The sequence below is a fragment of the Coleofasciculus sp. G2-EDA-02 genome, assembly GCF_040226375.1.
GTDB lineage: Bacteria > Cyanobacteriota > Cyanobacteriia > Cyanobacteriales > Coleofasciculaceae > Coleofasciculus.
The window spans coordinates 23,614-46,891 of the sequence record NZ_JAVKEW010000158.1; the positions used below are offsets into that span (position 1 = coordinate 23,614).

The window sequence follows — 23,278 nt, forward strand, 5'->3', positions numbered from 1 at the left end:
GCCCTTAATAATGGAGCCGCCAGACACCCAGACTTCTCAAACAAGTCCAGATCACCTTGATCCAAGATTAAGAGTAAAAATTCAGCGACTCCATCAACTCACGGTTTATGGTCGTTGGTTATTTGTGGGTATCCTTTGGATTAGTATAGCTCCGCTGAGTCTCTGGGGTTGGCGTTATGAATTATCGTTGTTGCAAGAGCATTTTACTTGGTCAGGTTTACGGTATAGTATTGCATTTAACCGTCTGCCTATTTTGGGTCTAGCCCTCTGCATTGGGATGACGACGGCGGTTTTAGTTTGGCAAAGTCGTAATATTCTATTCGGAATTCCGCCCGTCGAAAAACAGCGCTTGGCGCATCAGGTGCGTCGGATTTGTCATCAAGGTCCAAGTCATCCCTTGTGGAAATGGGTTTGCGATCGCACTTAAGTATCCTAATGCGGCTTGAATAAGCTCTAATTGAATTTTTTCTTGCCATAGTTCCACGCCTTACGTCTCTACTCCCCCCGCCTTATGCTATATCACCTACTAACAAATTGCCGCTTTCCCGATATCATCATCGTGGCTTCGGTTGCGGCTATACTTAAGCCTGTCATTTCTTTTGCTGATAGATTAGTGTTCAAGTCAAATTTGAACTGAGCATCCTTGAGTTGAAATATTGGAACAATTTGCTCGACGATTTGAATCTGAAAGATTTGTTTGAGTTGTTCGCTATCCAAGACTCCGTTATTTTTTAGCCATAACCCCAAGGGTTGATGATTCAGGGAGCAACGCTGTAATAATTTGCTTAAGACGCGATCGCTCACCCATTGATCACGCTGCAGCAGTGATATCAAACCCCCTCCATCGCACCGATTGGCGGCGGCGACAATTTGACCTTGAGCAATCCAGATGTAGTGATTGAGGATTGGTGATTGGGGATTGAGATAATTATAATTCTGAAATCTACTTGGTTTCCTTGTCTCCTCTATTCTATTGACTACGTTTGACCGCAAGTTTATATAAGGCGCTAATGAGACAGCGCTTAAGGGGTGAATTGATAGTACACCTGTTTTCCGCCCTTGTTCGAGCCACTTAAAAATCGTTGGTAGAGGAAAATCTGTGAAGGTGCCTTGAGTACACATCCTTTTAACCCTGATAATTAGTAGTTGTTTTCTAGGATTCGAGCATAGCAATAGAGGTTTAATTTTATAGTCATGAACTGTTTACCCTTTTGGACGTTAGCAACCATTAAAACGGACTAAATTATTCTTAATCATTCGGATCACACATTCGGAGCACATAGGAGAAAACTATCTCACGCTTTCACTATAGTGATCCCTCTCCTCCTTGTCTGTTGGATAATGTTCTAAAATTTCCTCTAAGTAGTCGAACCAAATTAAACTTGAGCGTGAAGACAAGGGAAATCTTAACAGTAAGGATTTGACGCTTCTTAACATTTCTTATTACAGCGAAAAACATTTATGTCCAGGTACTTAGGATGTTAATTTTTTTATAAAATATACATTTTTGTTGGAAAATGTTGGTTTTTGTGGAAATGTCCATTAAAATAAAATATATGGTAACACAATTTTATGATAAATGAAGAGTACAGAAGCTCTAACGGTACTGAGTAAGATTCTCCGTGATCCACCACTGAGTAACATTCAAGAACAAGTCTTTCACTATACTTGGCAAGGGTTAACCTACACTGAAATTTCGGCTAAGATCGGGTATGAAGAGAGTTATATCCGAGATGTTGGTGCAAAACTTTGGCAACGCCTTTCTCATATTTTTGGGCAAAAAATTACTAAAAATAATATCAATACTGTATTTGATTACTATATTTTAAACGGAAAAAGAGATACTTCAGAGCAACCTCCTTTAGCCACTTCTTCAAATCCTACTATGTTAAACCCAACCCTAACACCGGAGCGGTTAGAATTTCCTGGTAGTCCCCTGCCGCTCAACTCAGCATTTTACATCAATCGCCCCCCCATCGAAGAACTAGCTTATGGGGAGATTGACAAACCCGGAAGTATCATTCGCATCAAAGCGCCCTCGAAGATGGGAAAAAGCTCTCTGCTCCAGCGGATTATCGCTCACGCTAAAGCCCAAGGGTTCCACACGGTTAATCTCGATTTCCAGCAAGCCGATGAATCTGTTTTTGTCAACCTAGATAAATTTCTGCGCTGGTTTTGTGCTAACGTGGCTCGGCAGTTGCAGATTAAACCTAACCTAGATGACTATTGGGATGACGATATTGGTAGCAAAGTTAGCTGCACCTTCTATTTTCAAGGCTATTTACTGGAGCAAATTGACACGCCGATTCTCCTGGCATTGAATGAAGTCAATCGCCTATTTGAATATGAGACAATTGTTAGCGAGTTTCTGCCGTTATTACGTTCCTGGCATGAAGAAGCCCAACTGGATGAGAGCTTGCAGCAATTGCGTTTCGTTGTGGTGCATTCGACGGAAATTGATATTTCATTAAATATTAATCAATCTCCATTTAATGTGGGACTACCAATTCTTTTGCCAGAGTTGACGTTAGAGCAGGTGCAGGAATTAGCCCGTCGTTACCAACTGAATTGGACAGATGGTTTTCAAGCTGCTGAATTGATGGCAATGGTGGGAGGACATCCTTATCTAGTTCAACTGGCACTTTATCACCTATGTTGCTCCGATCTCACCTTAGCGCAGTTATTAGAGGAAGCACCAACCCTTTCCGGAGTCTATAGTCATCATTTGCGACGTCAATTCGCCACGGTGGAAAAGAATCCGAAGTTACTGGCGGCGCTGAATCAGGTGGTTATGGCAACACAGACTGTGCATTTAGATGCGATCGCGGCGTATCAATTAGAGAGTATGGGGCTGATCACACTACAGGGAAATCAGGCGACAATTCGCTGTGAGTTATATCAGCTTTATTTTAAGGAGCAACTCTCCCTCAAATCACCGGCAGATCCGCGTATTGGACAGTTGGAGCAGGAGAATCAACAGTTAAAGTATTTATCGACGATTGATGATTTAACTAAGCTGGCTAATCGGCGTGACTTTGACAATCACCTTGCCCAAGAATGGCAAAGATTAGCTGAACAAGAAGTTCCCCTGGCACTGATTTTAGCTGATATCGACTTTTTTAAGATTTTCAACGATGCTTTTGGTCATTTGACGGGAGACTTCTGTTTGCAGCAAGTCGCCCAGGCAATTCGTGAGTGCGTTAAGTATCCAGGGGCTTTTGTTGCTCGTTTTGGCGGCGAAGAATTTGCCGTAATTGTGCCGCAAATGGAGGGGTGTCAAGGGGTACAATTGGCAGAGCAAATCCGAGAACATGTCAAAGCTTTAAATATTACCCATGATCCTTATCGCATCTGCGGCTATTCCTCAATTCTTACTCTGAGTGTGGGTGTAGCTTCGATAATTCCCCATCCAGAAAATGATCCATTAAATCTGGTGCAGGCGGCTGACGAAGCACTGTTGGAGTCAAAGCGACAGGGACGCGATCGCGTTACACTCAGGTAGAGACGTGAAGGTGGCAGGTTTGTCAATTGTAGGGGCGGGTTTAGCCACTCAATCTTGAATCCTACCGATAATGTATGTAGCAAAACCCGCCCTGACTAACCTGTAAACCAGGTTCCTCAAACCCTTACAAATGACCAATAAATGACGATCTCCGCCGTTAACTTTCATTGCGCCTACCTACTTATAGCAGTAGACACATCGATTAGGACTTTCGCCATCATTGTAGAGACGTTGCATGCAACGTCTCTACATAAATGATGTGCCCTAACAGCCATGGCGGTTGCTATACATTTGGGAAGGGCGGGTTTTGAACCAACCTGATTATCAATCGCGAGACGAAAGTCCCTAAACCCGCCCCTACGCACATAATTAAAACTTTTCGTTGGAGTCAGTTACAATTTGATTTTAGACTGGATGCATGTATTTTTGTAAAAAATGGAATCTTTTTTTGACAAGATGGCTGGGATGTAGTAAAAGGTTTGGGCGCGATCGCATCAATGCTCCTGTTGGCAAAGTCGAAAAAACCCATTCCCCAACCCCCTTGAATCTTTCTGCGCCATCATAAATTTGTAGGGGCGGGTTTAGGGATCAATCGTCAGGGTTTCCCCCAACTGGAGTACAAAACCCGCCCTGGCTCTAAATCGGGCTTGCTACATTAATGTAGTGGCGTGGTACAGCAACCTCTAATTGTCATTCATCGTCCAAAATGGGATATAACGTTGTCATTGAAATGGTTACCCATGAACATCCCCACCGCCCTAATCAATGAACTGAAGCTCTACCTCAAACACCGAACCGACAATGGTGATCTAGAAGCTAAAACCTTATTGACTCAAATCGAACAGTTCACGAACTCACCCACAGCCGCAGAGGAACAAACCTTGTATTCCCAACCGCCAGAGGGGTTAGATGTAGGGTGTTAATCTTTGTCAATCAGAACAAGTTTTCCCGACATATATTCAACATCCGCTGATCATTCTCACTCAGTTGACCAACTGGTTGATACTGATCAAGTCTAACTGTATAGGGATAGGTTAAAGACTCGTAAGTGCGGTCTAAATTTAGCTGACTCCCCGCCGCCACCGAGGTTTGTTGCTGATTCTCGATGGTGTGAGCTAAAGCGGTTTGGTCATAGGGGTTGACAACCTGGAGATTCATCTGTTTAGATTCTAGGGTGCCATAAAAACAGCTAAATTCAGATTGAGGTAAGTAAAGTGCCCCAACTAGCTTTCCTTTATTGGCTTGAAACACAATATATTCTTGACCAATCTGATCCGGTTGAGAGGATTGACCGTAGAGGTAAGTACCATCGGGGATTAAAGTGGCTGAGGCGGATACAGTAGATTGATTCGGTTCCACAGCAGCACTGTCCACGGCTTGCTTGAGTTGTTGAGCGACGGCTGTTGGTCTACTGGAGACATTCATTGTTAGTCCTAACGTTAGCAGTAACCCGGTTAAGGGTAAACGCCAAGGAAAAAACGGTTGACGTTGGGACTGTAAAAACTCAATGAATCGGCTAATCACCGTGGTATCCTCCTTGAAAATAATATAGAAACACCCTTAAAAAATCTGAAATCCTAGCACACAGTTGGTAGCCGCCCTAATTTTTGTTAAAGTAGACTTAAGCTAAAGTAGAGGTTAACAAGGCATCCTTTCTTTCTATCAAAGCTTGAATCTGTCTCTGTTTTCTCCTGCCTTTATCCGGTTTCTCAACCGTCACATTTGGCACGGGCAAGAGTATGGTTTTTTGTACTTTGATAGAGGTCTTCATTACCCTTAAGTTAAAAATAACGGATTATGCGCCAGTGACGATTCCCTCAAAGGAATGAAAACTCACTCAACCTTCAGAAAGGGTTCATAAGTTTTCAGAGGCTTCAATCCCTAGTCCTGGTATTGCCTAAAAAATTAATATTTTTTCACAAAAAAGTAGTAGGGGTTTGGTTACCAAACCCCTCCCCTATTGGTTACCAAACCCCTACAGTCGTCGAATGGGGGTTAGGCAAGACAGCGCAAATCCCAACGAACCCTAACTAGCTATATATTCCCGCACATTCCCATGGCGTCGTCTTAGCTGGGCTAAGGCTTGATGCTCTAACTGGCGTACCCGTTCGCGACTGAGGTTGAGTCTCTGTCCGACTTTTGCCAAAGACAGTTCATTCCCATCTTCTAAGCCAAAGCGGAGTGCCAAGACTTCCCGTTGTTGGGGGGTTAATTCTGCCAGGAGATTATCTAAATCTTGGCGTAGGGATTCCTGAGTTGTGTAATGAACCGGCGTCGGACCACTATCTTCCAAGAGGTCAGATAATTCTGTATCTTGGTTATCACCCACTCGCACATCCAGGGATACGGGTTGACGGGCAATGCTCAAATACTCGCGAATCTGGGCAGGTTCTAACTCTAACTCCTGACCAATCTCAGCCGGTGTCGCGTTACGACCCAATCTCTGAGAAAGTTCTCGTTGAACTTTCTTAATCTTATTCAACTTTTCGGTAATGTGAATCGGTAACCGAATAGCGCGGGCTTGCTGGGCGATGGCGCGGGTGATTGCCTGACGAATCCACCAGTAAGCATAAGTGGAAAACTTATAACCTCGCGTTGGGTCAAATTTCTCCACCCCTCGCTCTAATCCCAGGGTACCTTCCTGAATCAAGTCCAGGAATTCCATGTTACGCTTCTGATACTTTTTCGCGATCGCAACCACTAGGCGCAGATTTGCTTCAATCATCTTGCGCTTAGCTCGCGTTCCCTGGTTTATAATTTTCTTGAGGGCTGGTTCTTCTAAATTAACCTGTTCTGCCCACTCCTGTATCGTCGGTTCGCGCTGCATCGTTTCCGCTAAAGCATCTTTTGCCTCCAACAGCGGCATCATCTGCTGCACTTGCTTACCATAGACAATTTCTTGCTCATGGGTCAGTAGTGGCACGCGACCGATTTCATGCAGATACGTGCGAACCATATCTGCCGAAAATGTGGGCTGCTTGGTCGTTTTGGATTTGGTGTTAACAGTGGGCATCTGTGAGTAGTGACTCCGTAAACGAGCAATAAATCTGTCGCGGATTTTGACCTCAAAAGCAAAAGCTATAGCCATCTCTCACTTTGAGGATATGTGCGCGAAGCGGTGGTTTACATCTACTAAAAGATGTATAGACTCCTACCTGTATTGACTTGAGTAGGAGATCTAACCGTAGACAGGAGTTAAAGCGATTGACTCAGTAAATTGTCTCTTCGTTGATTCTGCTGCGTTTCCCAGCTTACTAACTCTGGGCTAGGAACAGGGGCGAATGCGAAGTCAGTATGAGTTTGCCTTAACTCTATAGTATTACACCTTTAGACGACGGTAAAGAGGTAAAGGTTCAACATTTCGGAAAAATGATCTGGGTGTCGCATCTGCTACTTCTCCTCCTGATACCGCAAAGGTCTAACCGATTGACATTCTCTCCTAATTACTATGATCACCTAAAACACCGAGAAACGGATAGAGTTAATCGGGGAAATAACCGAACTGATTCGGGTATAGATATCCTCCCAATCCCTTATTCTGGCACGATGCCTTTTTCGTGATTCGGGGACTGTTGAGCACGTACTGTTGAGGACGCGAGAAGGTGAGCCAGGAAAGATTCCCAGGAGATTAAACGCCGCTAAATTTATTTCATCTTTTTTCCCTATTCTCCCAATCACTCCAATACCAAATTCTCCCCCACCCTGTCCAGATGGAAGAGGTTTTTTGGCGCAACTTGATAACCATTGATAATAGCAGGAGTGAGCGCTAAATCCAAGCCTTTATGTCAGAATATTATCATTTTTCCTTTGTCATTTGTCCAATGTATCCCTTTTGTTCTCAGGTTTTGTTCTCAGGACAATAACCCAGGATTCAGAGGTAACCCTCTAGGAACTACTTACCAGAGACGTTCCCAGCAAACAAGCTCGCTCCAACTTCACACCATTTAGATTGGTGTCATCAAGTTCAGCACAAAGCAAATTGGCGCCCGTCAAATTAGCCCCCGCCAGATTCGCCCCACGCAAATCCGCTTCCTCACAATTGGCGTCACACAAGCTAGCGCCTTGTAAATCCGCCTGGGATAAATCCGCCCCCTTAAGATTAGCACTGTTGAGATTCGCCCCCCGCAGATCAGCCCCACGCAAATCAACGCCCTGGAGGTTGACACCCATCAGATTCGCACCACTCAAAAATGCTCCCGCAAAGGATACCTGTGCCAAGTTAGCGCCCATTAAATTCGCGCCTCGGAGATTGCTCCCGCGCAAATCAGCCCCAGTCAAATTCGCTTGCATCAGGTTAGCGCCCAAACAATTTGCCCGCACGTCAGCAGACACCAGTTGAGCGCACAGCAGCTTAGCGCCATCGAGACGGGCACCATTGAGATTCGCTCTCGACAAATTCGTACCCACCAGACTAGCGCCCGCCAAATTAATCTGTTCAAGTTGACCCCCAGACAAATCTTCGTCATCTAGATTAGCGCCTGAGAGTTGCTTGATTTTTCCTGCCCGAATTGCTTCGATTTCCATCAATTTTCCTGAGTGACTTAAACCTTACGACGAAACATTTGATTGGGCTTCCTGAGGGGAATGGGAATCAAGCAACCACATCCCTGCGGCTATTTTAGGTTGATTTGCCTGTAAACTCATACCCTGTTGCATTCCCATCACCAGTAGTTCTAGAGCCTCAAGCAGTTTGGGGTCAAATACTGTACCCGCCGACGCCTGAGAGTCGTTAAGTGCTTTTGCCAAAGGATTCTCTTGGGATTGATAGTCCTTGAGCCGCTGTTGAAATGTGGTCATCAGTGCTAAAATTCTCGATTCCAAGGGAATCGCATCATAAGCCAAACCATCCGGTTGTCCGGAGCCATCCCAATGTTCGGTTTGGTGGGTGATAATGTGAGCAATTGCCTGTAATTGGGGCATGAGGCGCAAAACAGAGGACTTGGGCATCGCCTCTTGTTGATCTACCGCCTGTTGCTGCACTGTGGATTTGGCTGGTTCTAGGGCATCCTCTACTCCTTGTAAGGGGGCGAGGCGATGCAGCAATCCCGCTAATCGCAGCCGTTTGATTTGCCAGGCGGGTAGATCAAGCAATTGACCCATCGCTTCACAAAGGGTTGCCACTTCCGCCGCTGCCATGGGATTGGTTACATCCGCTTGATCAATGAGCTGTGCCATCCGCAAAAATGCCTGCACCTTATTAGACACTAGATTATTATCTAAGTCTTGCTCGGCAAGGGGCAAGTTCTGAAGTGGCTCATCCTCAGTTTGGTGTAATTCTTGTTCAAAGCTTTCGAGATAATCGACGACGCGAGACACAACCTGCCCAATATCATCACGTTTTTTGCTACCAAAGGATGCCGTAATCTGTTGCGCTTGTTCGGTTAGGCTCTTTTGTAAGGATTGATCATAACCACCAATGTGTGCGATCGCCAACTCAATCGTTTCCCGAACCAGTTCCGGCTCAAATGTCCAGAACCCATAAAACTTGCGCTCCCGATCCTCTTGGGGTTGTCCTTTACTGCCATAATCAGCGGCGGATAACTCTTGACATAAGACCATTGCCGTGTATGTCTCCGACATGATGATCAAATGCCACTCTTGAGCCACTGGATCAGAGGGTTCTAAATCCACGAGCGTCACATTGGATCGCTGGCTGGTGGGATGTTCAGCAAAACTGGTATCCCCTGTCGCCATAATCACCACTTGAGACGAGTGTTCCGCCAAATCGTTATAGCGTTCTGCCTCTTGCAAATACCATTTTCCCTGTTGAAACGCCGCAATCAGCAGAGGTTTTCCTTGTGACTCCAATATGAAGTCTTCTAAAGCATGACACAGAGCAATCAGGGTGTTTTTGTGATAAACGCCAAAATTCAGCGGTCGCTTACCGCCGCGATGAGCTGTATCTAACTTGTGTAATATTGAGCCTTGCAGCATGATCAAACCTTGTCTGTTGGGGGTTCAGGGAAAAGGGGGCACAGGGACACTGGGGCGGGGGTGAGTTTTTACCGATTATTTTATGTTAATTATGATACATTTTCCGGTTGAATTTCTCCAGGCTGCCCCAGTGGATGATCGACTCAGAGAATCAATTACCCGGCTGTAACCAGTTGTTTAGGCAGCGTTTTGGCAGGGGCTTCAATCGGAGCCGCTAAAGCATCCTCCAAATCCGCAGACCCCAAACGTTCCTCTAAAATTTTCATCACTTCGCGACCAAAATCATCGGGATTTTGCCGCCAAGCTTGCAGACAAACCTCACCCAAGAAAGAGCCTAAGGGTTCGGGATTCCAGAGTAGCTTTTTCGCTGTCCAGGGCATTAAACTCATTGGATCATAGTCTTTTTGGATAACATTATGCTCAAAGGCATAGGCTTCCAAATGAGTATGAGGTTGCAGTCCGATAAAGAAGATAGCAGGTTCCACCTTATCAGCACCAAAGATTCGCTCTAACTCCCGGTGATAGGCAATGGTTTGGCGAATGGTGTCCGGTCGCTCATCTATTACATTAAAGGAATAGTTGACCGAAACCAAGTCATTAAACCCCGCCTCTTTCAAATCGCGACAATTTTGCAGCACGGTGCGGAGGTTATATCCCATCCGCATCTTACGCACTAATTCCTGGGAACCACTGGTAATGCCGATTTCAAAGTAGTTCATCCCGGTTTTTACCATCAAGTCGCACAATTCGGGGGTGAGATTATCCGCCCGAATATATGCCGCCCAGTGAATATCCCTCATCCCAGAGTCGAGAATTTTCTGCAACAGTTCCACCGCATCGTCAATAAACTTCCGCGCTGGGATAAACTGAGCATCGGTAAACCAGAAGTTGCGGATACCTCGATCATAAAGCTGGCGCATTTCGGCGACAACTTCATCAGCGGGATTGATCCGTACCTGTTTGCCTTCCACGACGGTATAGATGCAGTAGCAGCAGTTGTGGGGACAACCGCGTTTAGTTTGCACGCCAATATAAAAATCACTCTCTTGAAAATAATAATCAAAAGCCGACCAGATACTTTGGATATAGTCGTAGTTACAGGCGGTTTTTTCTAGGGGAGTTGGGCTCTCATGAATCATGCGATCGCGCGGCTGAGTCTCACCCACCACATAACAGCGCTCATCGGCAAAGGATGCACCCCGCAGGATCTTCTCTAATAGGGTTTCACCTTCACCCACGGAGACAATTGTCCCTTTGGGTAATTTAGTCTTCAGTTGTTCATAAAATACGCTAACCGCACCCCCGCCAACAATCAGACGTGCCTCTGGGTTATAGTTACGGGCGCGTTTAAGTCCCCGACGAATCAGCCCTAAGTTACGCCACAGTTCATTGTAATAAGCGGCGGCTAAACGTAATCCACCGATCGCTCCGCGTACCTTGACAAAAGGGTTACTGGCATAGTAGAACTCAAAGGCATTTTGTAAGGGGTTCCCTCCTCTACCGCCAACTGGCGCATAAATTTGAATATCCCGCCAAGAGAATACCAAAAGCGTCGGTTGAAATTCGTCAATACAAGCATTGAGCGATCGGGAAAAATCCAGGGGAGGTACGGTGCCTAAGTCAAAGATGCGCTGTTTTACCTCTGGGAAGAGTTTGTGAACGTGATCGGCTAAATAAACAACCCCAATCGGGAAAATTGGGTTGCAGGGTAGGCGAACATAAAGAATTTTTTCTGACATTGTAAATTTCATCTGGGGTAAATCGGCTTTTATGAATACGGTTGGCTGTCTTGAACTTGGCATGTATCAAGTGCAATTTGGCTGAAAACCCCGTGGACGCGGACGCTTAAGTCATCATCTACCGGGGTGAGAACCCAGCCCCAACCCAGCTTTCTCAGATATTTGATTTCTTTTTCACATAACTTAACTTTACTCTAACAAGATTGCCCTGTGACCTCAAGGGTATGGTATTTTTTTCATGGAGTTCATATCGGGGAGTCTGAGGGAGGTAACCTAAGCAATATTACCTAAAATGACCCAATTTAGGGTCTCAACCCAAGGGATGGGACAAACTAACCATTTAGCTGCGATCGCATCAGTGCAATTGGCAAGAAAGAAGTTAAATTGGTAGTCGGATTTACAGCAGGTACGGGATCGCAAGTGCTAAGTTAGGTGAAGTAATAAGAAGCACGATTCATTTAGTACCTCACTCAGCAGTTATGACTCAGATACTTGATCCCCTACCTTGTGATAATCAAACTCACATTCTCTGTTGCTACGTAAACGCCACGAGTCAGATTCAAATTGCTCGGATTACAAATATTCCCAATTGGTATTTTGAGCGCGTGGTTTTTCCGGGACAGCGCTTAGTCTTTGAAGCCTTACCCCAGGCGCTACTGGAGATTCACACAGGCATGATGGCAAGTGCGATTCTCTCGGATACCGTACCCTGCACTCGCTTACAGGTCGATCAAGAAGTTAATCCGGCGCCGTCCTCTGACGCTAAAGCCGTTGTACCACCTGCGGATGATAATAAGCTTAGTGAAGAAACAATTCGTCATAATAGCCCCGCAAGCAAAGCACGTTTGGCTGTGGCAACAGCTAGCTGATCCGGCGATAGGTTCCCCACGTTTGACCCGACAGGCAGCGTGGGATGAATATTGCCGAGAAAACGCCGGCAGCGTAATCCTAGGATTACGAGCCAGGAAGCCTACACCATAAAGGACACAGATCTTGTAAGAGGATCTCACCTAGATAAAAAAGCCATTTAAAAACATCAAAGAGGTTGTTCAGTTCAACAACCCTAAACTAGCTATCGCTTGAGTCTAGGGATTGTCGGACAAACGACAATTTAAACCGTTGAATACCGCATAGAGTTTCGGTTTGGCACAGACTCTCGGATACTTCCCTAGTCCGAGTTATCTCTAAGACTTTTTGTCGGGTCGCTATTTAGTTAGGACATCTTAACCGAGAGTTCCATCCAAAGGCGGCAAACGGCGTAATTATGGTGGTACGGTTACTCGTCATGATTATAGGAAGGGAGACAAGGTTATAGCCGAAAAAGCTGGAAAGATTTATATAGGCTGGTGTTCTGGAGACACCAAAACTCAAGTTTCAGTTAGTGACGTTAATTGGAAAAGACTAGGGCAATTTACTGCCAGCAAAGTGCAGTTGTTGCAGCGAAGCACGGGGTTAATCGTCGTACCTTCACCTGGACTGTCAAACCTTACCACATTGAGTGGCACGGTTTGACCTCTATTCCTCCCCACATTCAGCGAAGCCATCTGGGGTCTCACGAGGTTAGCGATGAGCAACCTCTTACGCTAGGATTGGGGACGGTAAATAGGCTGAATTTGAGGCATCAATTTGTGAATCTGCCCGACTTTATCTGGTTGTGGAAAATAGCGGCTTGGTCAATGGGCTTGTCCCTAGCGGCTTATTTGCTGTTGGCGGTGACGGGCAGTGTTCTGTTCTCGAAACGCCACTCTCAACGCCCAAGACCTAAATGGTTGCGACCATTACATTACATCATCGGTTGGCTAATGGTCACTCTGGTCTTGCTGCTCCTGGCAATTGGTTTAGTGGGTACAATTGGTCATTATGGCAATCTGGGGCATTCTGGACACTTGATTGCTGGGTTATCTGTCGTGGCGCTGGTTGCAGTGTCCGCCGGCAGTTCCACCCAAATAAGTCCCCAAAAGCCTTGGGCGCGGGCAGTTCATCTGGGAACCAATATTGCCTTATTCCTAGGATTTGCCTGGGTGTCCTATTCCGGGTGGCAGGTGGTGCAGAAATATTTGTCGGGGACGTTTTGATCCTGGGCAACCCTTGATGAAACCTGGTTTTGAGTGATAGCTGCCCCCTTTAGGACAACAGAGGGCTATATAATAATATGAAGGCGTTAGCTTTTTCAACTACCTCACCGTTTAGACGGCAGGGATTGCTCAGGGCTTGCCTTGATCAGGAACGTTTTGAATGGGTGGCGAAATCAGGATGATTAAGACTTATGGTGATTAAAAAAGTAAGTCAAAAACTATCTATAATAAGCTCTAGTTATTGCCAAGCCGAGCAAACGCCACATAGATTAGATGGATTGAGAAGAAATGAACAAATTAATTGGATTAATTATCATCGCAGCCGCTCTAGTGGGAGCAGCTTTAGGTTGGCAGGGAGTATCCCTTCCTTTTTTTGGAGAACTCTTTGGGGGAGACAATCCCACGGCTAACCAAATTGAGTCAGATCCAGACACGACAGGCAACCAAGCCGTAACACAAGAACCAGGAAATCAGCCAGCAGCCCAAGCTCCCACAACGATTAGAAGCGTTCCGCAAGCTCAAAATAATCAGGGTACAGCCCAAGCTCCTCAAACAACAATTGGTCAAGCAGATACAGGCGAGGGTGCAGCGACTGAGGATTCCGAACCGGTTACGGCTCTCTGGTAAAGTTGTTGACAAAATCTGTATGGACTGGCTAGGGCGCGTCTCAATTTTTATCTTCTAATGAACTTTTGCAGTGATATTTTAATTGTGGGCGGTGGCGTCATTGGTTTAGCACTCGCCCTAGAATTGAAGTGGCGGGGGGCGACAGTCACGGTATTAACCCGCGACTTTAAAGCCGCATCGACTCTAGCCGCCGCTGGTATGTTAGCCCCTGATGCGGAAGCCATTCCTGAGCCTCCCATGCGGGAATTATGTCAGCGATCGCGATCGCTCTACTCTCAATGGTGTACCAAACTCGAACAACTTACTGGTGTGGCGACAGGTTACTTGCCCTGCGGGATTCTCGCCCCAGTCTATGAAGAGATTTCAGCTTCTCACCCGGAAGTTGGTAACTGGCTAGATAAAAATACGATTCATTTATATCAACCCGGTTTAGGGGCAGATGTGATTGGTGGCTGGTGGTATCCCGAAGATGGACAAGTCGATAACCGCTCATTGGCGCAAGCCCTGCGATTAGCGGCTCAAGAATTAGGGATTGAGCTGCGCGAAGGGGTTACAGTTGAGGCAATTGAGCAGCACAATCGTCGTGTTTGTGGCGTTAGAACCTCGATCGGGGAATTTCAGGCTGATCATTATGTATTAGCAACGGGGGCTTGGTCAAACCAACTGCTACCTATACCCGTGTATCCCAAAAAAGGTCAGATGCTGTCGGTACAAATGCCAGCTAATCCCCATCAGCCCTTACCCCTGCAACGGGTGATCTATGGACCGGATACCTACTTAGTTCCGCGTCGGGATGGGCGGTTACTGATTGGTGCAACGAGTGAGGATGTGGGATGGCAACCTGATAATACGCCAGCGGGAATTCACACCTTGCTCTCACGGGCAATACGGTTATATCCGCCCTTACAGGATTGGTCAATTCAGGAATGCTGGTGGGGATTTCGACCGGCAACTCCAGATGAATGTCCGATTCTGGGAGTTAGCCCTTGTGAAAATTTAACATTAGCGACAGGACATTACCGCAATGGAATTCTCCTCGCCCCGGTGACAGCACAGCTACTGGCAGACTGGATCGAAAGGCAAAGGGTTGATCCGCTCTTAGACCATTTTCGTTACGATCGCTTTTATCATCAATCCTGCTCAAATTTAATGATTAGTTCTCCCATTACTCCCCTATCTCCCCAGAACACCTCAGTTACAGAACCCGCGATATCTGACCCGTTAATCATTGCCGGTCGCACATTTCACTCCCGTCTCATGACCGGTACAGGGAAATATAGCAGCATTGAACAAATGCAGCAGGGTATTGGGGCGAGTGGGAGTGAGATTGTCACAGTAGCGGTGCGGCGGGTGCAAACCCAAGCCCCGGGTCATGAAGGATTAGCCGAGGCGCTGGATTGGACGAAAATCTGGATGTTACCCAACACCGCAGGCTGTAAAACCGCAGAGGAAGCCGTGCGAGTGGCGCGGTTAGGTCGGGAAATGGCAAAGTTATTGGGGCAAGAGGATAATAATTTTGTCAAGTTAGAAGTTATTCCAGACGCGAAATATTTATTACCAGACCCGATTGGTACCCTGGAAGCGGCTGAGAAATTGGTGAAAGAGGGGTTTGCCGTTCTGCCTTACATTAATGCTGACCCCATGTTAGCTAAACGATTGGAAGAGGTGGGGTGTGTCACGGTAATGCCCTTGGGTTCCCCGATTGGTTCGGGACAAGGGATTAAAACGGCGGCAAATATCCAAATCATTATCGAAGAAGCGGGAGTTCCTGTCGTCGTGGATGCGGGGATTGGCTCACCAAGCGAAGCGGCGCAAGCGATGGAGATGGGGGCAGATGCTTTACTGGTCAATAGTGCGATCGCGCTAGCTAAAAATCCCGTGGCGATGGGGAAAGCCATGGGTATGGCGACTCAAGCGGGGCGTTTGGCTTTTCTGGCTGGGCGGATTCCAATTAAAAGTTATGCTAGTGCGAGTTCACCGTTGACGGGGACGATTAATTAAGGGTTTGAGGATGTCTGTGCCACGGTTATTAGAGGCTTTTTAGGGACTATAACAATTTCTTATCCAAACAGGAGAGTATTTATACTGAGAGTTTGTTACAATTCTATAAGATGAGTAAAAAAGGTTATCATTCATGCCCTATACCACAGAAGAAGGCGGACGTTTAAATAACTTTGCCCGTGAACCCAAAGTTTACCAAGCGGAACCCCCAAGCAAAACAGAGCAGCGCAACTATGTATTCTGGGGAATTGCGGCTCTAGTTTTAGTCAGTGGATTGATGTTCGTCGCTGTCTCTGTATCAAGCGTTAGCTAATCTTTACGCTTCCCTGAATCGGGAACACCCCTGTTAATCCAGCGATTTTGGACTAACAATGAAGTGAAATCTGATCAAGGAAGGATTGAGCTAAAGATTAGTTCGATTTAGCATAACCTACCAAAATCAGTAGGATCAGGGGTTAGTTTCCCCCTTGCATCATTTGCAGCGCATTCATAACAGTTTGATAACTGTCTGATCTGCCTTGTTCTTGAAAAAGTTCAGCCGCTTTTTGCAAGTCAGCTTTAGCGGCATCGATATTCTCCAATTTGAATTGAGTCAGCCCCCGATTGTAATAAGCTTCAGCAAAGGTGGGTTGCAGTTCAATCGATTGAGTGTAGTCCGCGATCGCATCAATATATTTTTCTAAGCGATTGTGCGTTAGCCCCCGATTATAGTAAGTGCGGGCATTTTCGGGGTTGATATCCAGCGCTTTGGCGTAATCGTTGAGAGCGGCTTCAGCATCGCCCAACTCATCATAAGCATTCCCGCGACTAATATAGGCGGTGTCATTTTCCGGATCAATTTCAATCGCCTTGGTGAAATCCGCGATCGCTTTCTGGTAGTCCCGGCGGACAAAATGGGTATAACCTCGGTTACTATAAGCTTGACTAAAATCGGGATTTAACTTAATCGCCTGGGTATAGTCATAAATGGCGCCGTCGTAATTACCGAGACTATGATAAGCGTAGCCACGATTATAATAGGCATCTGCGTCTTCGGGGTTAAGTTGTAAAGCATCGGCGAAGTCAGAAATTGCACCAGCATAATCACCCTTTTCCAGTTTATCAACACCTCGGTTATACAGTTGCACGGCACTCAACTGCTCTGGGGAAGCTTGTACAACCCTGATTGGCTCTTGGGCGCGAACCGCTTCAGACAAACCCGTCAGGACAGTTACCAATCCTAAAATGGTCAGTATTCGATAGGTTGGGTTCATTGTGTTTTAGTTTTACTGCAATCTTAATCAGGTTAGCTTTAGAGTTTGATAGACGCCGACGCAAACCTCCCCAAAGAGGTTCCTTTTAAACGTCAACCATTCTCAAGCCAACGTGACTTATCTTGATCAAAACTCAATCATAAAGTGTACCCGGAAGATGAGACAATAAAAACGCACCAATTCAAAGGATATAAAGATGCTCAAGACCATTGCCGCCATTTTGCTGCTAGTATTGAGCTTGGGTCTACATGGCTGCACTGACGGCGTTAGTGGACTTAAAAGCTATGTCGATACGGCTGACGGTTATGAGTTTCTCTATCCGAATGGTTGGGTGCCGATTCAAGTCACTGACGGACCCGATGTCGTATTTCGGGATTTGATCGAGCAAACCGAAAATGTCAGTGTGGTGATTAACCCCGTTCCCGAAAATACAACCCTCACCGATTTAGGAACGCCTGGGGAAGTCGGTTACCAACTCCAACAAAATGTGCTATCGGCTGCTTCTTCCCATCGTCAAGTTGAATTAGTCGATGCAAAAGCTCGCGAGACGGAAGGCAAAACCTATTATCTTCTCGAATATAGTGTCAAACTTCCTACTCAAAATCGCCATGACCTAGCCACAGCCGTCATCAGTCGTGGTAAGCTCTACACTCTGAATGCTTCAACCACTGAAGAACGTTGGGATAAAGTGCAAGACCTGTTTACCCAAGTCGCTAGTTCGTTTAATGTTTACTAGATTAGGGGTCAGTTGTCAAGATAAATGTAACGAATGACGAATGACGAATGACGAATAAGGAATGACACAGTTTGTTTTAGCCTCAGCTTCGCCAGCACGCCGCCGTTTATTAAAAAATGCTGGCATTGAACCCATCGTTTGTCACAGTGATTTTGATGAATCTCAGGTTAAGGTTACTGATCCGGTAGAGTTAGTCAAAACCCTAGCATGGCACAAAGCCAAAACCGTTGTGCCTAAATTTAATCAGGCGCTAGTGTTAGGCTGTGATTCAGTGTTAAGCATTCAGGATGAGATCCACGGGAAACCGGCTAATCCCCAAGAGGCGATCGCACGTTGGCAGATGATGCGGGGTAAAGTGGGTGAACTCTATACGGGTCATGCCTTAATTGATGTATCACAGGATCAGACAATTGTCCGTTGTCGGATAACACGAGTCTACTTTGCCAATGTCAGCGATCGCGCAATTCAATCCTATGTGGCTACAGGCGAACCTCTAAACTGTGCCGGCTGCTTTGCCCTAGAAGGGCGGGGCGGCTTATTTGTCGAAAAACTAGACGGTTGTCACAGTAATGTCATTGGTCTAAGTTTACCTCTGTTGTATCAGATGCTGACTGAGCTGGGTTATGAAGTGACAGACTTTTGGTAGTCTTATGTCTTATGTCTATGTGATAATTAAACAGTTAGGTCGGGGCGGGCGCGAGTTATATCAGGGTGAAAACGAAACCTTAGTCGTAAAACCCGCCCCGACAAAAGATGTTTCATCGGAACTCCCCAGCGCTCTCATCTCCCCCAGCTTCCCATTCCCTGTTCCCTTGTGAGAAAATTTGTTCAGGTGAGGCGGAAGTTTGTTATAGTCAAAGCACTTTGAGTCTATTGTTAAGCTGATATAGCTGGAGCGAATTGTATGACAACCAGCGAAGAATTCAAACAGAAACTAAGGGCGGGCAACATTGGAGATGCCTTCACCCTAGCTTTGTCGGAATCGGTTGAATTGGAAATTACGACTTGGGTGTCTTCCGCCAATTCGCCACAAACAGAGCAGCCTGGGGCTAATTCCTGTATGCGTACCCGGATCAATATTGTAGAAGGCTCCATCGATAATGAGGTAGGATCTCAATTTATTGGCAATGGTCCCTACACGGAACTACGCCAATTTCATACCCAGCAAGTTCAGGAAGGACGCCAGATTATCCAGAATAATCTAGAAAACTTGCAACAACTCTTTACCGTGTTGACTCGTGTATTATACCAACCCCAGCAGTCAACCCAGCCGCAACTTCGGGAGAGTAATCCGGCTCTGTCGCCTTCGAGCCAGGATAATTTACCCTAATCTTTAAGATAGAGGTTGACAAATCTGCCAGTTTCTGTAGTGGTAATCGCCCAAATTCAGGTGAGTGTATTATGGCGTCGAGTGAGGACTTTAGGCAACAACTCAAAGCAGGCAAGGTTCAAGAAGCGTTTGCTGGGGCTTTGGCGGAAGCGGTGCAGTTGAAAATTACAACCTGGGTGGCTTCTGATGCTGAGGATGGCGCCGAAACAGCTGCCAAACCGGGTTATCGCCTGCGGACTCAAATTAATACGATTGAGGGAGCGATCGCGAATGAGATTGGGGAGCAGTTTATTGGCAATGGTCCCTATCGAGAACTCCTCCCCTTTCATATAGAACAGGTGGCACAAGGCAATCAGCTAGTTGAGAATAATCTTAAAACTTTGCAAAAGCTATTTGAGATTTTAATCGCGCTGCAACGCCACAGGACAGGGTTGAGTGAGGTAAAATACCCACCCTTAGCCATCACCCAGGAAGAGACAGCCGCCCAGCCGGATGGGGGAGTAGCCGTCGTCGCCGCCGCCGAATTGGCAACCCAGACGCCAGATTTAACGATTCAGGAAGAGGTATCTGCTGAATCGACTCCCTCTAGCGAGACAATGACAACTTGGGAGCAAGAGGAAGAAGAAGATGATGATGAGGATGACTCGGTGCTAGATTTGCTCGAGTCCTTACCCCCTCCTCCACGCCCACCTCTAGACGATGAAGAGTCCTTCACGAGTGAGGATGCGAGAGACGAATTCACTGAAGCAGAACCGCTATCGTTCAACCAAGCGGAGTTAGATGAGCAAGATTGGCAGGTTCTCAACGACGATTGGGGAACATTGGAACTTGATGAGTTGGAGTCGCCCCCCTCGGCGGAACTGGATATCCCACCCCAGACAGACATTGAACCCAAACCCAGGGGATCAGAACCTCAAAAAATGCCCAGTTGGCAATCCTTAGAAGAACTAAACCAGGATACTGACGACGATGCAGACTGGGATGACTGGGTAGTAGACGAACCGGAATTAGGCGATCACTCTTTTGCCCAGATGGATACCGATGAAGACTGGGGTGACTTAGTAGAAGACTTTGATCCCTTTGCTGCACCCCCACCCGCAGAGGAGTCTCCCTCGCCGTTAAATATTCAGGAAGATTGGGATGAATTTGCGGTTGAGGAACTTGAACCCTATTCTGATTTAACTGAGGTTGATAGTGAGATTGAATGGTCAGATTTGAGTGAGAGCCAAGCCTCTGAGTCGGCAAGCTCAACGGCTGATCCTCTCGCTGGGTTAGATGCTTTACCTGAAGACTCTCAGGAAAAAGAAATGGATTCAAAATCATTAAGTGATCCTATAGATTTGTTGGCAGATCAAAACCAATCTGCCGAAAATGTGGATGAGCAGGATTATGGATTCGGGGAACTCTCCTTTGAAGAATTTTCTGTTGATGATTTTGATTCCCTCAGCCATCCAGAGGACGATTGGGAAGAGAAGCCCAAATCAACGAAGCAAGGAGAGCCACCACCACCTCCACCCCCTAGCCGCTTTCAGGATAAAAACCCCGAACCCTAGCGCGGCGAGGGGGAGCAATGTAGAGACGTAGCATGCTACGTCTCTTAGCAATGTAGAGACGTAGCATGCTACGTCTCTTAGCAGAGGGAGCATTTAGGGACTTTCCGGTGGAACGCCTGGGTATTTGGAGCCATGCTGCACTAGAGCGATACAATGAAGTGTTGAGCCGCGAATGTTTCCATTTTGGGGAATTTCGGTGGATGATTGGATGAGTGAACAGGTGTTCTAGAGAGGTGTGGGTTGATGACCAATCGAAATCGACAAGATTCACAGGATGTACCCGCCTCTAAAACCCGAGGCAATAGTTCGGGTGTGAATCGAAGCCTAAATCACTTCTTGCAGTCCTTGGGCGACACGCTAATCGACTTCACGGCGCTAGAAGTGAATACGATGGTGGTAGAACATATTAGCGGTCATAAGTTTATTGCTTGGGAAGCGTACCGGGATATTTATCCGATTTCGCCGGAGTATTTAGAACAACAAGGTATCCATGAGTCATTGCGCCATCGCTACCTGGAGTTACGCACCCGACTAGAACGGGAATACCGGGGGCAATTGAGTGATCCAACCTCTGAACTTTATGATCCGACAATATTCAATGAGAATCACTCCAGTCTCGCTGATGATTTTGATCGCATCCCCACTCGTCTCCCCAATCCCATCGATCTGAAAAGTCCAGAGACAATTGTTACCATTCAAAGACTTTTGAGTAATTGTCGTTTTTTACGCGGTTTGCGTAAACTAGCTGAACTCAAAGCCGCCTTGGATGATCGGAATCAAACAGTGCTACGCTTAGTCTCTGTTCAACCCGATCAAGCTGATATAATTCAACGAATGATCACCACAGATACCATCTGCGCTCAAACAGTGATTCAACTCGATGGTGATGTGATTAACCGTTACGATCAATCCCTGTTTCACCATCCCCAAAAAGAGGTAATTCTGCAAATTCACCGAGAAGGGGTAATCGCCAGTGAACGACAATGGCGCGGACTGTTGGAGTTTATTATTGGTTTGCTCAAAGCTACATTACATCGGTCATAAGTTATAGCGCTGTACACAGGGAACAAGGAATAGGGAACAGGGTTTAACTTTTTACTTTGAACTTTTATGAACCAGTATCCTCCTCTAGCCACGCCCTCTCGCCTACCTTCCCCGCGCCAGAATCTAGCGATCGCGGCTTGTATTCAAATCGAGGTAGAACGCATTTCTCGCTCTCAGTTTCTGTTTCATGGGGTTCGCTTCACCTTAGATAAAGAAACTCTACGACACATTCAACAGGCTCAACAGATGGGAGATTCTCTGAAGCTTTCCCGTCAATTGCTCACAGATTTGCGGTATTACGCTCTCATTGATGACGAAAACCGTTGGCAATCAGGATTAACGTTTTGTACCTACTATAAGCGAGGAAGCTCCGAAGAGGCGCTGATGCGAAGTGTTATTGGCTTGGATGGTGATATTATCCATCAAATCCAGCGCAATTGTCTAGAACGTCCCAACTTTTCCCATCAGATTTCAACGGCACATTATTGGTTAATTGAACAAGTCATGCGTCAGTTGCGTTTCGGTAAATATGTTCCCTTAACTGGGCTGATTAATGGGCTGGCTGGGGGATTGGCATTACTGATTGCCATGCTGCTGGTGATTTCCTTTATCCCCGTTTTCCTGAATAACCCTTGGATGCTGATTGCTGTTTTAATCATGGTGGGGTTATTTTATATTGGTTTTCGACGCCTATTTCATTTATTGCAACCAAAAGCAAGGCGCTGGATGATGCGGCGAATTGTGGCTGGATTTCTTTCTTCCAAACCCAGATCCAAGCGGTTAGCTAGGCGACTATTAAGCGGGTTGTTTTCTTCTTGATGATCTTAGCGTTACCATTCTCTATTCCCCACTCCCTATCCTTATTACAAGACTGATTTAGCCAGCCCTTACCCAATGATGATCCAGCACAAGACGCGATCGCACTTGGGAGAGGGGAGCAAGAGGGGAGTTGAGGCTTCCCCTAAACCGAGCTGTAGGGGTACGGCATTGCCGTACCCTTATCCTATCTCCTCGACGACGCTCAAAGAGTCATCCGCCACGCTCAGACTGTCCCCCCACCACGCTCAAAGAGTCATCCGCCACGCTCAGACTGTCCCCTCACCACGCTCAGAGCGTAATTAATCACTCTCAGCGCTTGACGCCTCCCCTGATGAACTCCCATTTCCTCTTGTTTTCACCCCTTTAAACCGTTCTTTTAACTGCTCCGCCACGCTTTTTAACCCAGGTGTGGTTTTCGATGCCATTTTCACGTAGTCATGGGCACGATATCATCGTGCCCTTCTCAATCAATTGGTATAAACCACAGTTGACATACTCCCCCGGCTAAAGAGCGCGGGGGATTTCTCACCACGCCACCTTTAGCCGGGGTGGTCGCTGATTGGGGTTGACGCTTCGCTGAAGGTTGCCTCCAAATGAGGTCTTACACCCTCTCCACGTCCGTTTATAGTCTCGGAATGCCCTCCCGCGACTTGTATTTACATTAC

24 protein-coding genes and 1 pseudogene are annotated in these 23,278 nt (G+C 46.5%); 17 read left to right on the forward strand and 8 right to left on the reverse strand.

What is annotated here, in order from left to right:
* Nucleotides 1–10 precede the first annotated feature (10 nt).
* A complete protein-coding gene (locus RLO19_RS19245) occupies nt 11–427 on the forward strand; it encodes a hypothetical protein (protein WP_446359006.1) in 417 nt (138 codons plus the stop codon).
* 92 nt (nt 428–519) lie between these two features.
* Here RLO19_RS19245 and RLO19_RS19250 read toward each other — a convergent pair whose 3' ends face one another.
* Nucleotides 520–1,122, reverse strand: a complete 603-nt coding sequence (locus RLO19_RS19250) for a DUF4388 domain-containing protein (protein WP_446359008.1) — start codon at nt 1,120–1,122, stop codon at nt 520–522.
* Between the two features lie 457 nt (nt 1,123–1,579).
* Between RLO19_RS19250 and RLO19_RS19255 the strand changes: the two genes are divergently transcribed.
* Both RLO19_RS19255 and RLO19_RS19260 read left to right on the forward strand, forming a co-directional pair.
* Entirely contained in the window at nt 1,580–3,502 is a 1,923-nt protein-coding gene (locus RLO19_RS19255; protein ID WP_446359010.1) for an AAA-like domain-containing protein, read from the forward strand.
* 668 nt (nt 3,503–4,170) lie between these two features.
* Entirely contained in the window at nt 4,171–4,425 is a 255-nt protein-coding gene (locus tag RLO19_RS19260) for a hypothetical protein (RefSeq protein ID WP_446359012.1), read from the forward strand.
* A 10-nt stretch (nt 4,426–4,435) separates the two neighbouring features.
* On the opposite strand, the gene RLO19_RS19265 is transcribed toward RLO19_RS19260, so the two are convergent.
* The 5 genes from RLO19_RS19265 to RLO19_RS19285 form a co-directional block, all read right to left on the reverse strand.
* Nucleotides 4,436–5,026, reverse strand: a complete 591-nt coding sequence (locus tag RLO19_RS19265) for a hypothetical protein (protein WP_446359014.1) — start codon at nt 5,024–5,026, stop codon at nt 4,436–4,438.
* A gap of 502 nt (nt 5,027–5,528) precedes the next feature.
* Nucleotides 5,529–6,515: an RNA polymerase sigma factor, RpoD/SigA family gene (locus RLO19_RS19270; protein ID WP_446359052.1), complete on the reverse strand. Its 987-nt coding sequence runs from the start codon at nt 6,513–6,515 to the stop codon at nt 5,529–5,531.
* 872 nt (nt 6,516–7,387) lie between these two features.
* A complete protein-coding gene (locus RLO19_RS19275) occupies nt 7,388–8,026 on the reverse strand; it encodes a pentapeptide repeat-containing protein (protein ID WP_446359016.1) in 639 nt (212 codons plus the stop codon).
* Nucleotides 8,027–8,050: 24 nt separating this feature from the next.
* Nucleotides 8,051–9,436, reverse strand: coding sequence for a DICT sensory domain-containing protein (locus tag RLO19_RS19280; protein ID WP_446359018.1), 1,386 nt, complete (start codon nt 9,434–9,436; stop codon nt 8,051–8,053).
* Between the two features lie 155 nt (nt 9,437–9,591).
* Entirely contained in the window at nt 9,592–11,175 is a 1,584-nt protein-coding gene (locus tag RLO19_RS19285; protein WP_446359019.1) for a photosystem II high light acclimation radical SAM protein, read from the reverse strand.
* Nucleotides 11,176–11,654: 479 nt separating this feature from the next.
* Between RLO19_RS19285 and RLO19_RS19290 the strand changes: the two genes are divergently transcribed.
* From RLO19_RS19290 to psb34, 6 genes and pseudogenes are all read left to right on the forward strand, one after another.
* Nucleotides 11,655–12,044 (forward strand): DUF1830 domain-containing protein, encoded by a 390-nt coding sequence (locus RLO19_RS19290; protein WP_446359020.1) that lies wholly within the window; start codon nt 11,655–11,657, stop codon nt 12,042–12,044.
* 364 nt (nt 12,045–12,408) lie between these two features.
* Nucleotides 12,409–12,687 (forward strand): annotated as a pseudogene (locus tag RLO19_RS19295) (RRXRR domain-containing protein); the annotation flags it as partial.
* 116 nt (nt 12,688–12,803) lie between these two features.
* Nucleotides 12,804–13,250, forward strand: a complete 447-nt coding sequence (locus RLO19_RS19300) for a DUF4079 domain-containing protein (protein ID WP_446359054.1) — start codon at nt 12,804–12,806, stop codon at nt 13,248–13,250.
* A 288-nt stretch (nt 13,251–13,538) separates the two neighbouring features.
* Entirely contained in the window at nt 13,539–13,877 is a 339-nt protein-coding gene (locus RLO19_RS19305) for a hypothetical protein (RefSeq protein ID WP_446359021.1), read from the forward strand.
* Nucleotides 13,878–13,934: 57 nt separating this feature from the next.
* Nucleotides 13,935–15,878 carry a glycine oxidase ThiO gene (thiO, locus tag RLO19_RS19310; protein WP_446359023.1) on the forward strand — a complete coding sequence of 648 codons (1,944 nt, stop codon included), beginning with the start codon at nt 13,935–13,937 and terminating at the stop codon, nt 15,876–15,878.
* A 133-nt stretch (nt 15,879–16,011) separates the two neighbouring features.
* Nucleotides 16,012–16,191: a photosystem II assembly protein Psb34 gene (psb34, locus tag RLO19_RS19315; RefSeq protein WP_446359025.1), complete on the forward strand. Its 180-nt coding sequence runs from the start codon at nt 16,012–16,014 to the stop codon at nt 16,189–16,191.
* Between the two features lie 142 nt (nt 16,192–16,333).
* Here the strand turns inward: psb34 and RLO19_RS19320 are convergent, their stop codons facing one another.
* The gene (locus tag RLO19_RS19320) at nt 16,334–17,131 is read right to left on the reverse strand and encodes a tetratricopeptide repeat protein (RefSeq protein ID WP_446359027.1); all 798 of its coding nucleotides are present in this window, start codon (nt 17,129–17,131) and stop codon (nt 16,334–16,336) included.
* A gap of 196 nt (nt 17,132–17,327) precedes the next feature.
* On the opposite strand from RLO19_RS19320, the gene psbP reads away from it, so the two are divergent.
* From psbP to RLO19_RS19360, 8 genes are all read left to right on the forward strand, one after another.
* Nucleotides 17,328–17,867, forward strand: coding sequence for a photosystem II reaction center PsbP (psbP, locus tag RLO19_RS19325; protein WP_446359029.1), 540 nt, complete (start codon nt 17,328–17,330; stop codon nt 17,865–17,867).
* 61 nt (nt 17,868–17,928) lie between these two features.
* Nucleotides 17,929–18,513, forward strand: coding sequence for a Maf family protein (locus tag RLO19_RS19330; RefSeq protein ID WP_446359031.1), 585 nt, complete (start codon nt 17,929–17,931; stop codon nt 18,511–18,513).
* A 4-nt stretch (nt 18,514–18,517) separates the two neighbouring features.
* Nucleotides 18,518–18,685, forward strand: coding sequence for a hypothetical protein (locus RLO19_RS19335; protein WP_446359033.1), 168 nt, complete (start codon nt 18,518–18,520; stop codon nt 18,683–18,685).
* A gap of 86 nt (nt 18,686–18,771) precedes the next feature.
* Nucleotides 18,772–19,197: a hypothetical protein gene (locus RLO19_RS19340; RefSeq protein ID WP_446359035.1), complete on the forward strand. Its 426-nt coding sequence runs from the start codon at nt 18,772–18,774 to the stop codon at nt 19,195–19,197.
* 71 nt (nt 19,198–19,268) lie between these two features.
* The gene (locus RLO19_RS19345) at nt 19,269–20,750 is read left to right on the forward strand and encodes a hypothetical protein (protein ID WP_446359037.1); all 1,482 of its coding nucleotides are present in this window, start codon (nt 19,269–19,271) and stop codon (nt 20,748–20,750) included.
* A 65-nt stretch (nt 20,751–20,815) separates the two neighbouring features.
* Nucleotides 20,816–20,962, forward strand: coding sequence for a hypothetical protein (locus RLO19_RS19350; RefSeq protein ID WP_446359038.1), 147 nt, complete (start codon nt 20,816–20,818; stop codon nt 20,960–20,962).
* A 31-nt stretch (nt 20,963–20,993) separates the two neighbouring features.
* The gene (locus RLO19_RS19355; protein ID WP_446359040.1) at nt 20,994–21,794 is read left to right on the forward strand and encodes a hypothetical protein; all 801 of its coding nucleotides are present in this window, start codon (nt 20,994–20,996) and stop codon (nt 21,792–21,794) included.
* Nucleotides 21,795–21,860: 66 nt separating this feature from the next.
* A complete protein-coding gene (locus RLO19_RS19360; protein ID WP_446359042.1) occupies nt 21,861–22,613 on the forward strand; it encodes a hypothetical protein in 753 nt (250 codons plus the stop codon).
* A 299-nt stretch (nt 22,614–22,912) separates the two neighbouring features.
* Here the strand turns inward: RLO19_RS19360 and RLO19_RS19365 are convergent, their stop codons facing one another.
* Nucleotides 22,913–23,038 (reverse strand): hypothetical protein, encoded by a 126-nt coding sequence (locus RLO19_RS19365; RefSeq protein ID WP_446359044.1) that lies wholly within the window; start codon nt 23,036–23,038, stop codon nt 22,913–22,915.
* Nucleotides 23,039–23,278: the final 240 nt, after the last annotated feature.

What these genes read in the sequence shown, in the direction of transcription:
- RLO19_RS19275 (WP_446359016.1), bottom strand. Translation starts at nt 8,026, where the DNA reads ATGGAAATCGAAGCAATTCGGGCAGGAAAAATCAAGCAACTCTCAGGC.
- RLO19_RS19345 (WP_446359037.1), top strand. Translation starts at nt 19,269, where the DNA reads ATGGCGTCGAGTGAGGACTTTAGGCAACAACTCAAAGCAGGCAAGGTT.
- RLO19_RS19290 (WP_446359020.1), top strand. Translation starts at nt 11,655, where the DNA reads ATGACTCAGATACTTGATCCCCTACCTTGTGATAATCAAACTCACATT.
- RLO19_RS19250 (WP_446359008.1), bottom strand. Translation starts at nt 1,122, where the DNA reads ATGTGTACTCAAGGCACCTTCACAGATTTTCCTCTACCAACGATTTTT.
- RLO19_RS19285 (WP_446359019.1), bottom strand. Translation starts at nt 11,175, where the DNA reads ATGTCAGAAAAAATTCTTTATGTTCGCCTACCCTGCAACCCAATTTTC.
- RLO19_RS19245 (WP_446359006.1), top strand. Translation starts at nt 11, where the DNA reads ATGGAGCCGCCAGACACCCAGACTTCTCAAACAAGTCCAGATCACCTT.
- RLO19_RS19320 (WP_446359027.1), bottom strand. Translation starts at nt 17,131, where the DNA reads ATGAACCCAACCTATCGAATACTGACCATTTTAGGATTGGTAACTGTC.
- RLO19_RS19280 (WP_446359018.1), bottom strand. Translation starts at nt 9,436, where the DNA reads ATGCTGCAAGGCTCAATATTACACAAGTTAGATACAGCTCATCGCGGC.
- RLO19_RS19365 (WP_446359044.1), bottom strand. Translation starts at nt 23,038, where the DNA reads ATGGCATCGAAAACCACACCTGGGTTAAAAAGCGTGGCGGAGCAGTTA.
- RLO19_RS19355 (WP_446359040.1), top strand. Translation starts at nt 20,994, where the DNA reads ATGACCAATCGAAATCGACAAGATTCACAGGATGTACCCGCCTCTAAA.
- RLO19_RS19270 (WP_446359052.1), bottom strand. Translation starts at nt 6,515, where the DNA reads ATGCCCACTGTTAACACCAAATCCAAAACGACCAAGCAGCCCACATTT.
- thiO (WP_446359023.1), top strand. Translation starts at nt 13,935, where the DNA reads ATGAACTTTTGCAGTGATATTTTAATTGTGGGCGGTGGCGTCATTGGT.
- RLO19_RS19335 (WP_446359033.1), top strand. Translation starts at nt 18,518, where the DNA reads ATGTCTTATGTCTATGTGATAATTAAACAGTTAGGTCGGGGCGGGCGC.
- RLO19_RS19255 (WP_446359010.1), top strand. Translation starts at nt 1,580, where the DNA reads ATGAAGAGTACAGAAGCTCTAACGGTACTGAGTAAGATTCTCCGTGAT.
- RLO19_RS19340 (WP_446359035.1), top strand. Translation starts at nt 18,772, where the DNA reads ATGACAACCAGCGAAGAATTCAAACAGAAACTAAGGGCGGGCAACATT.
- RLO19_RS19305 (WP_446359021.1), top strand. Translation starts at nt 13,539, where the DNA reads ATGAACAAATTAATTGGATTAATTATCATCGCAGCCGCTCTAGTGGGA.
- psbP (WP_446359029.1), top strand. Translation starts at nt 17,328, where the DNA reads ATGCTCAAGACCATTGCCGCCATTTTGCTGCTAGTATTGAGCTTGGGT.
- RLO19_RS19330 (WP_446359031.1), top strand. Translation starts at nt 17,929, where the DNA reads ATGACACAGTTTGTTTTAGCCTCAGCTTCGCCAGCACGCCGCCGTTTA.
- RLO19_RS19350 (WP_446359038.1), top strand. Translation starts at nt 20,816, where the DNA reads ATGCTACGTCTCTTAGCAGAGGGAGCATTTAGGGACTTTCCGGTGGAA.
- RLO19_RS19360 (WP_446359042.1), top strand. Translation starts at nt 21,861, where the DNA reads ATGAACCAGTATCCTCCTCTAGCCACGCCCTCTCGCCTACCTTCCCCG.
- psb34 (WP_446359025.1), top strand. Translation starts at nt 16,012, where the DNA reads ATGCCCTATACCACAGAAGAAGGCGGACGTTTAAATAACTTTGCCCGT.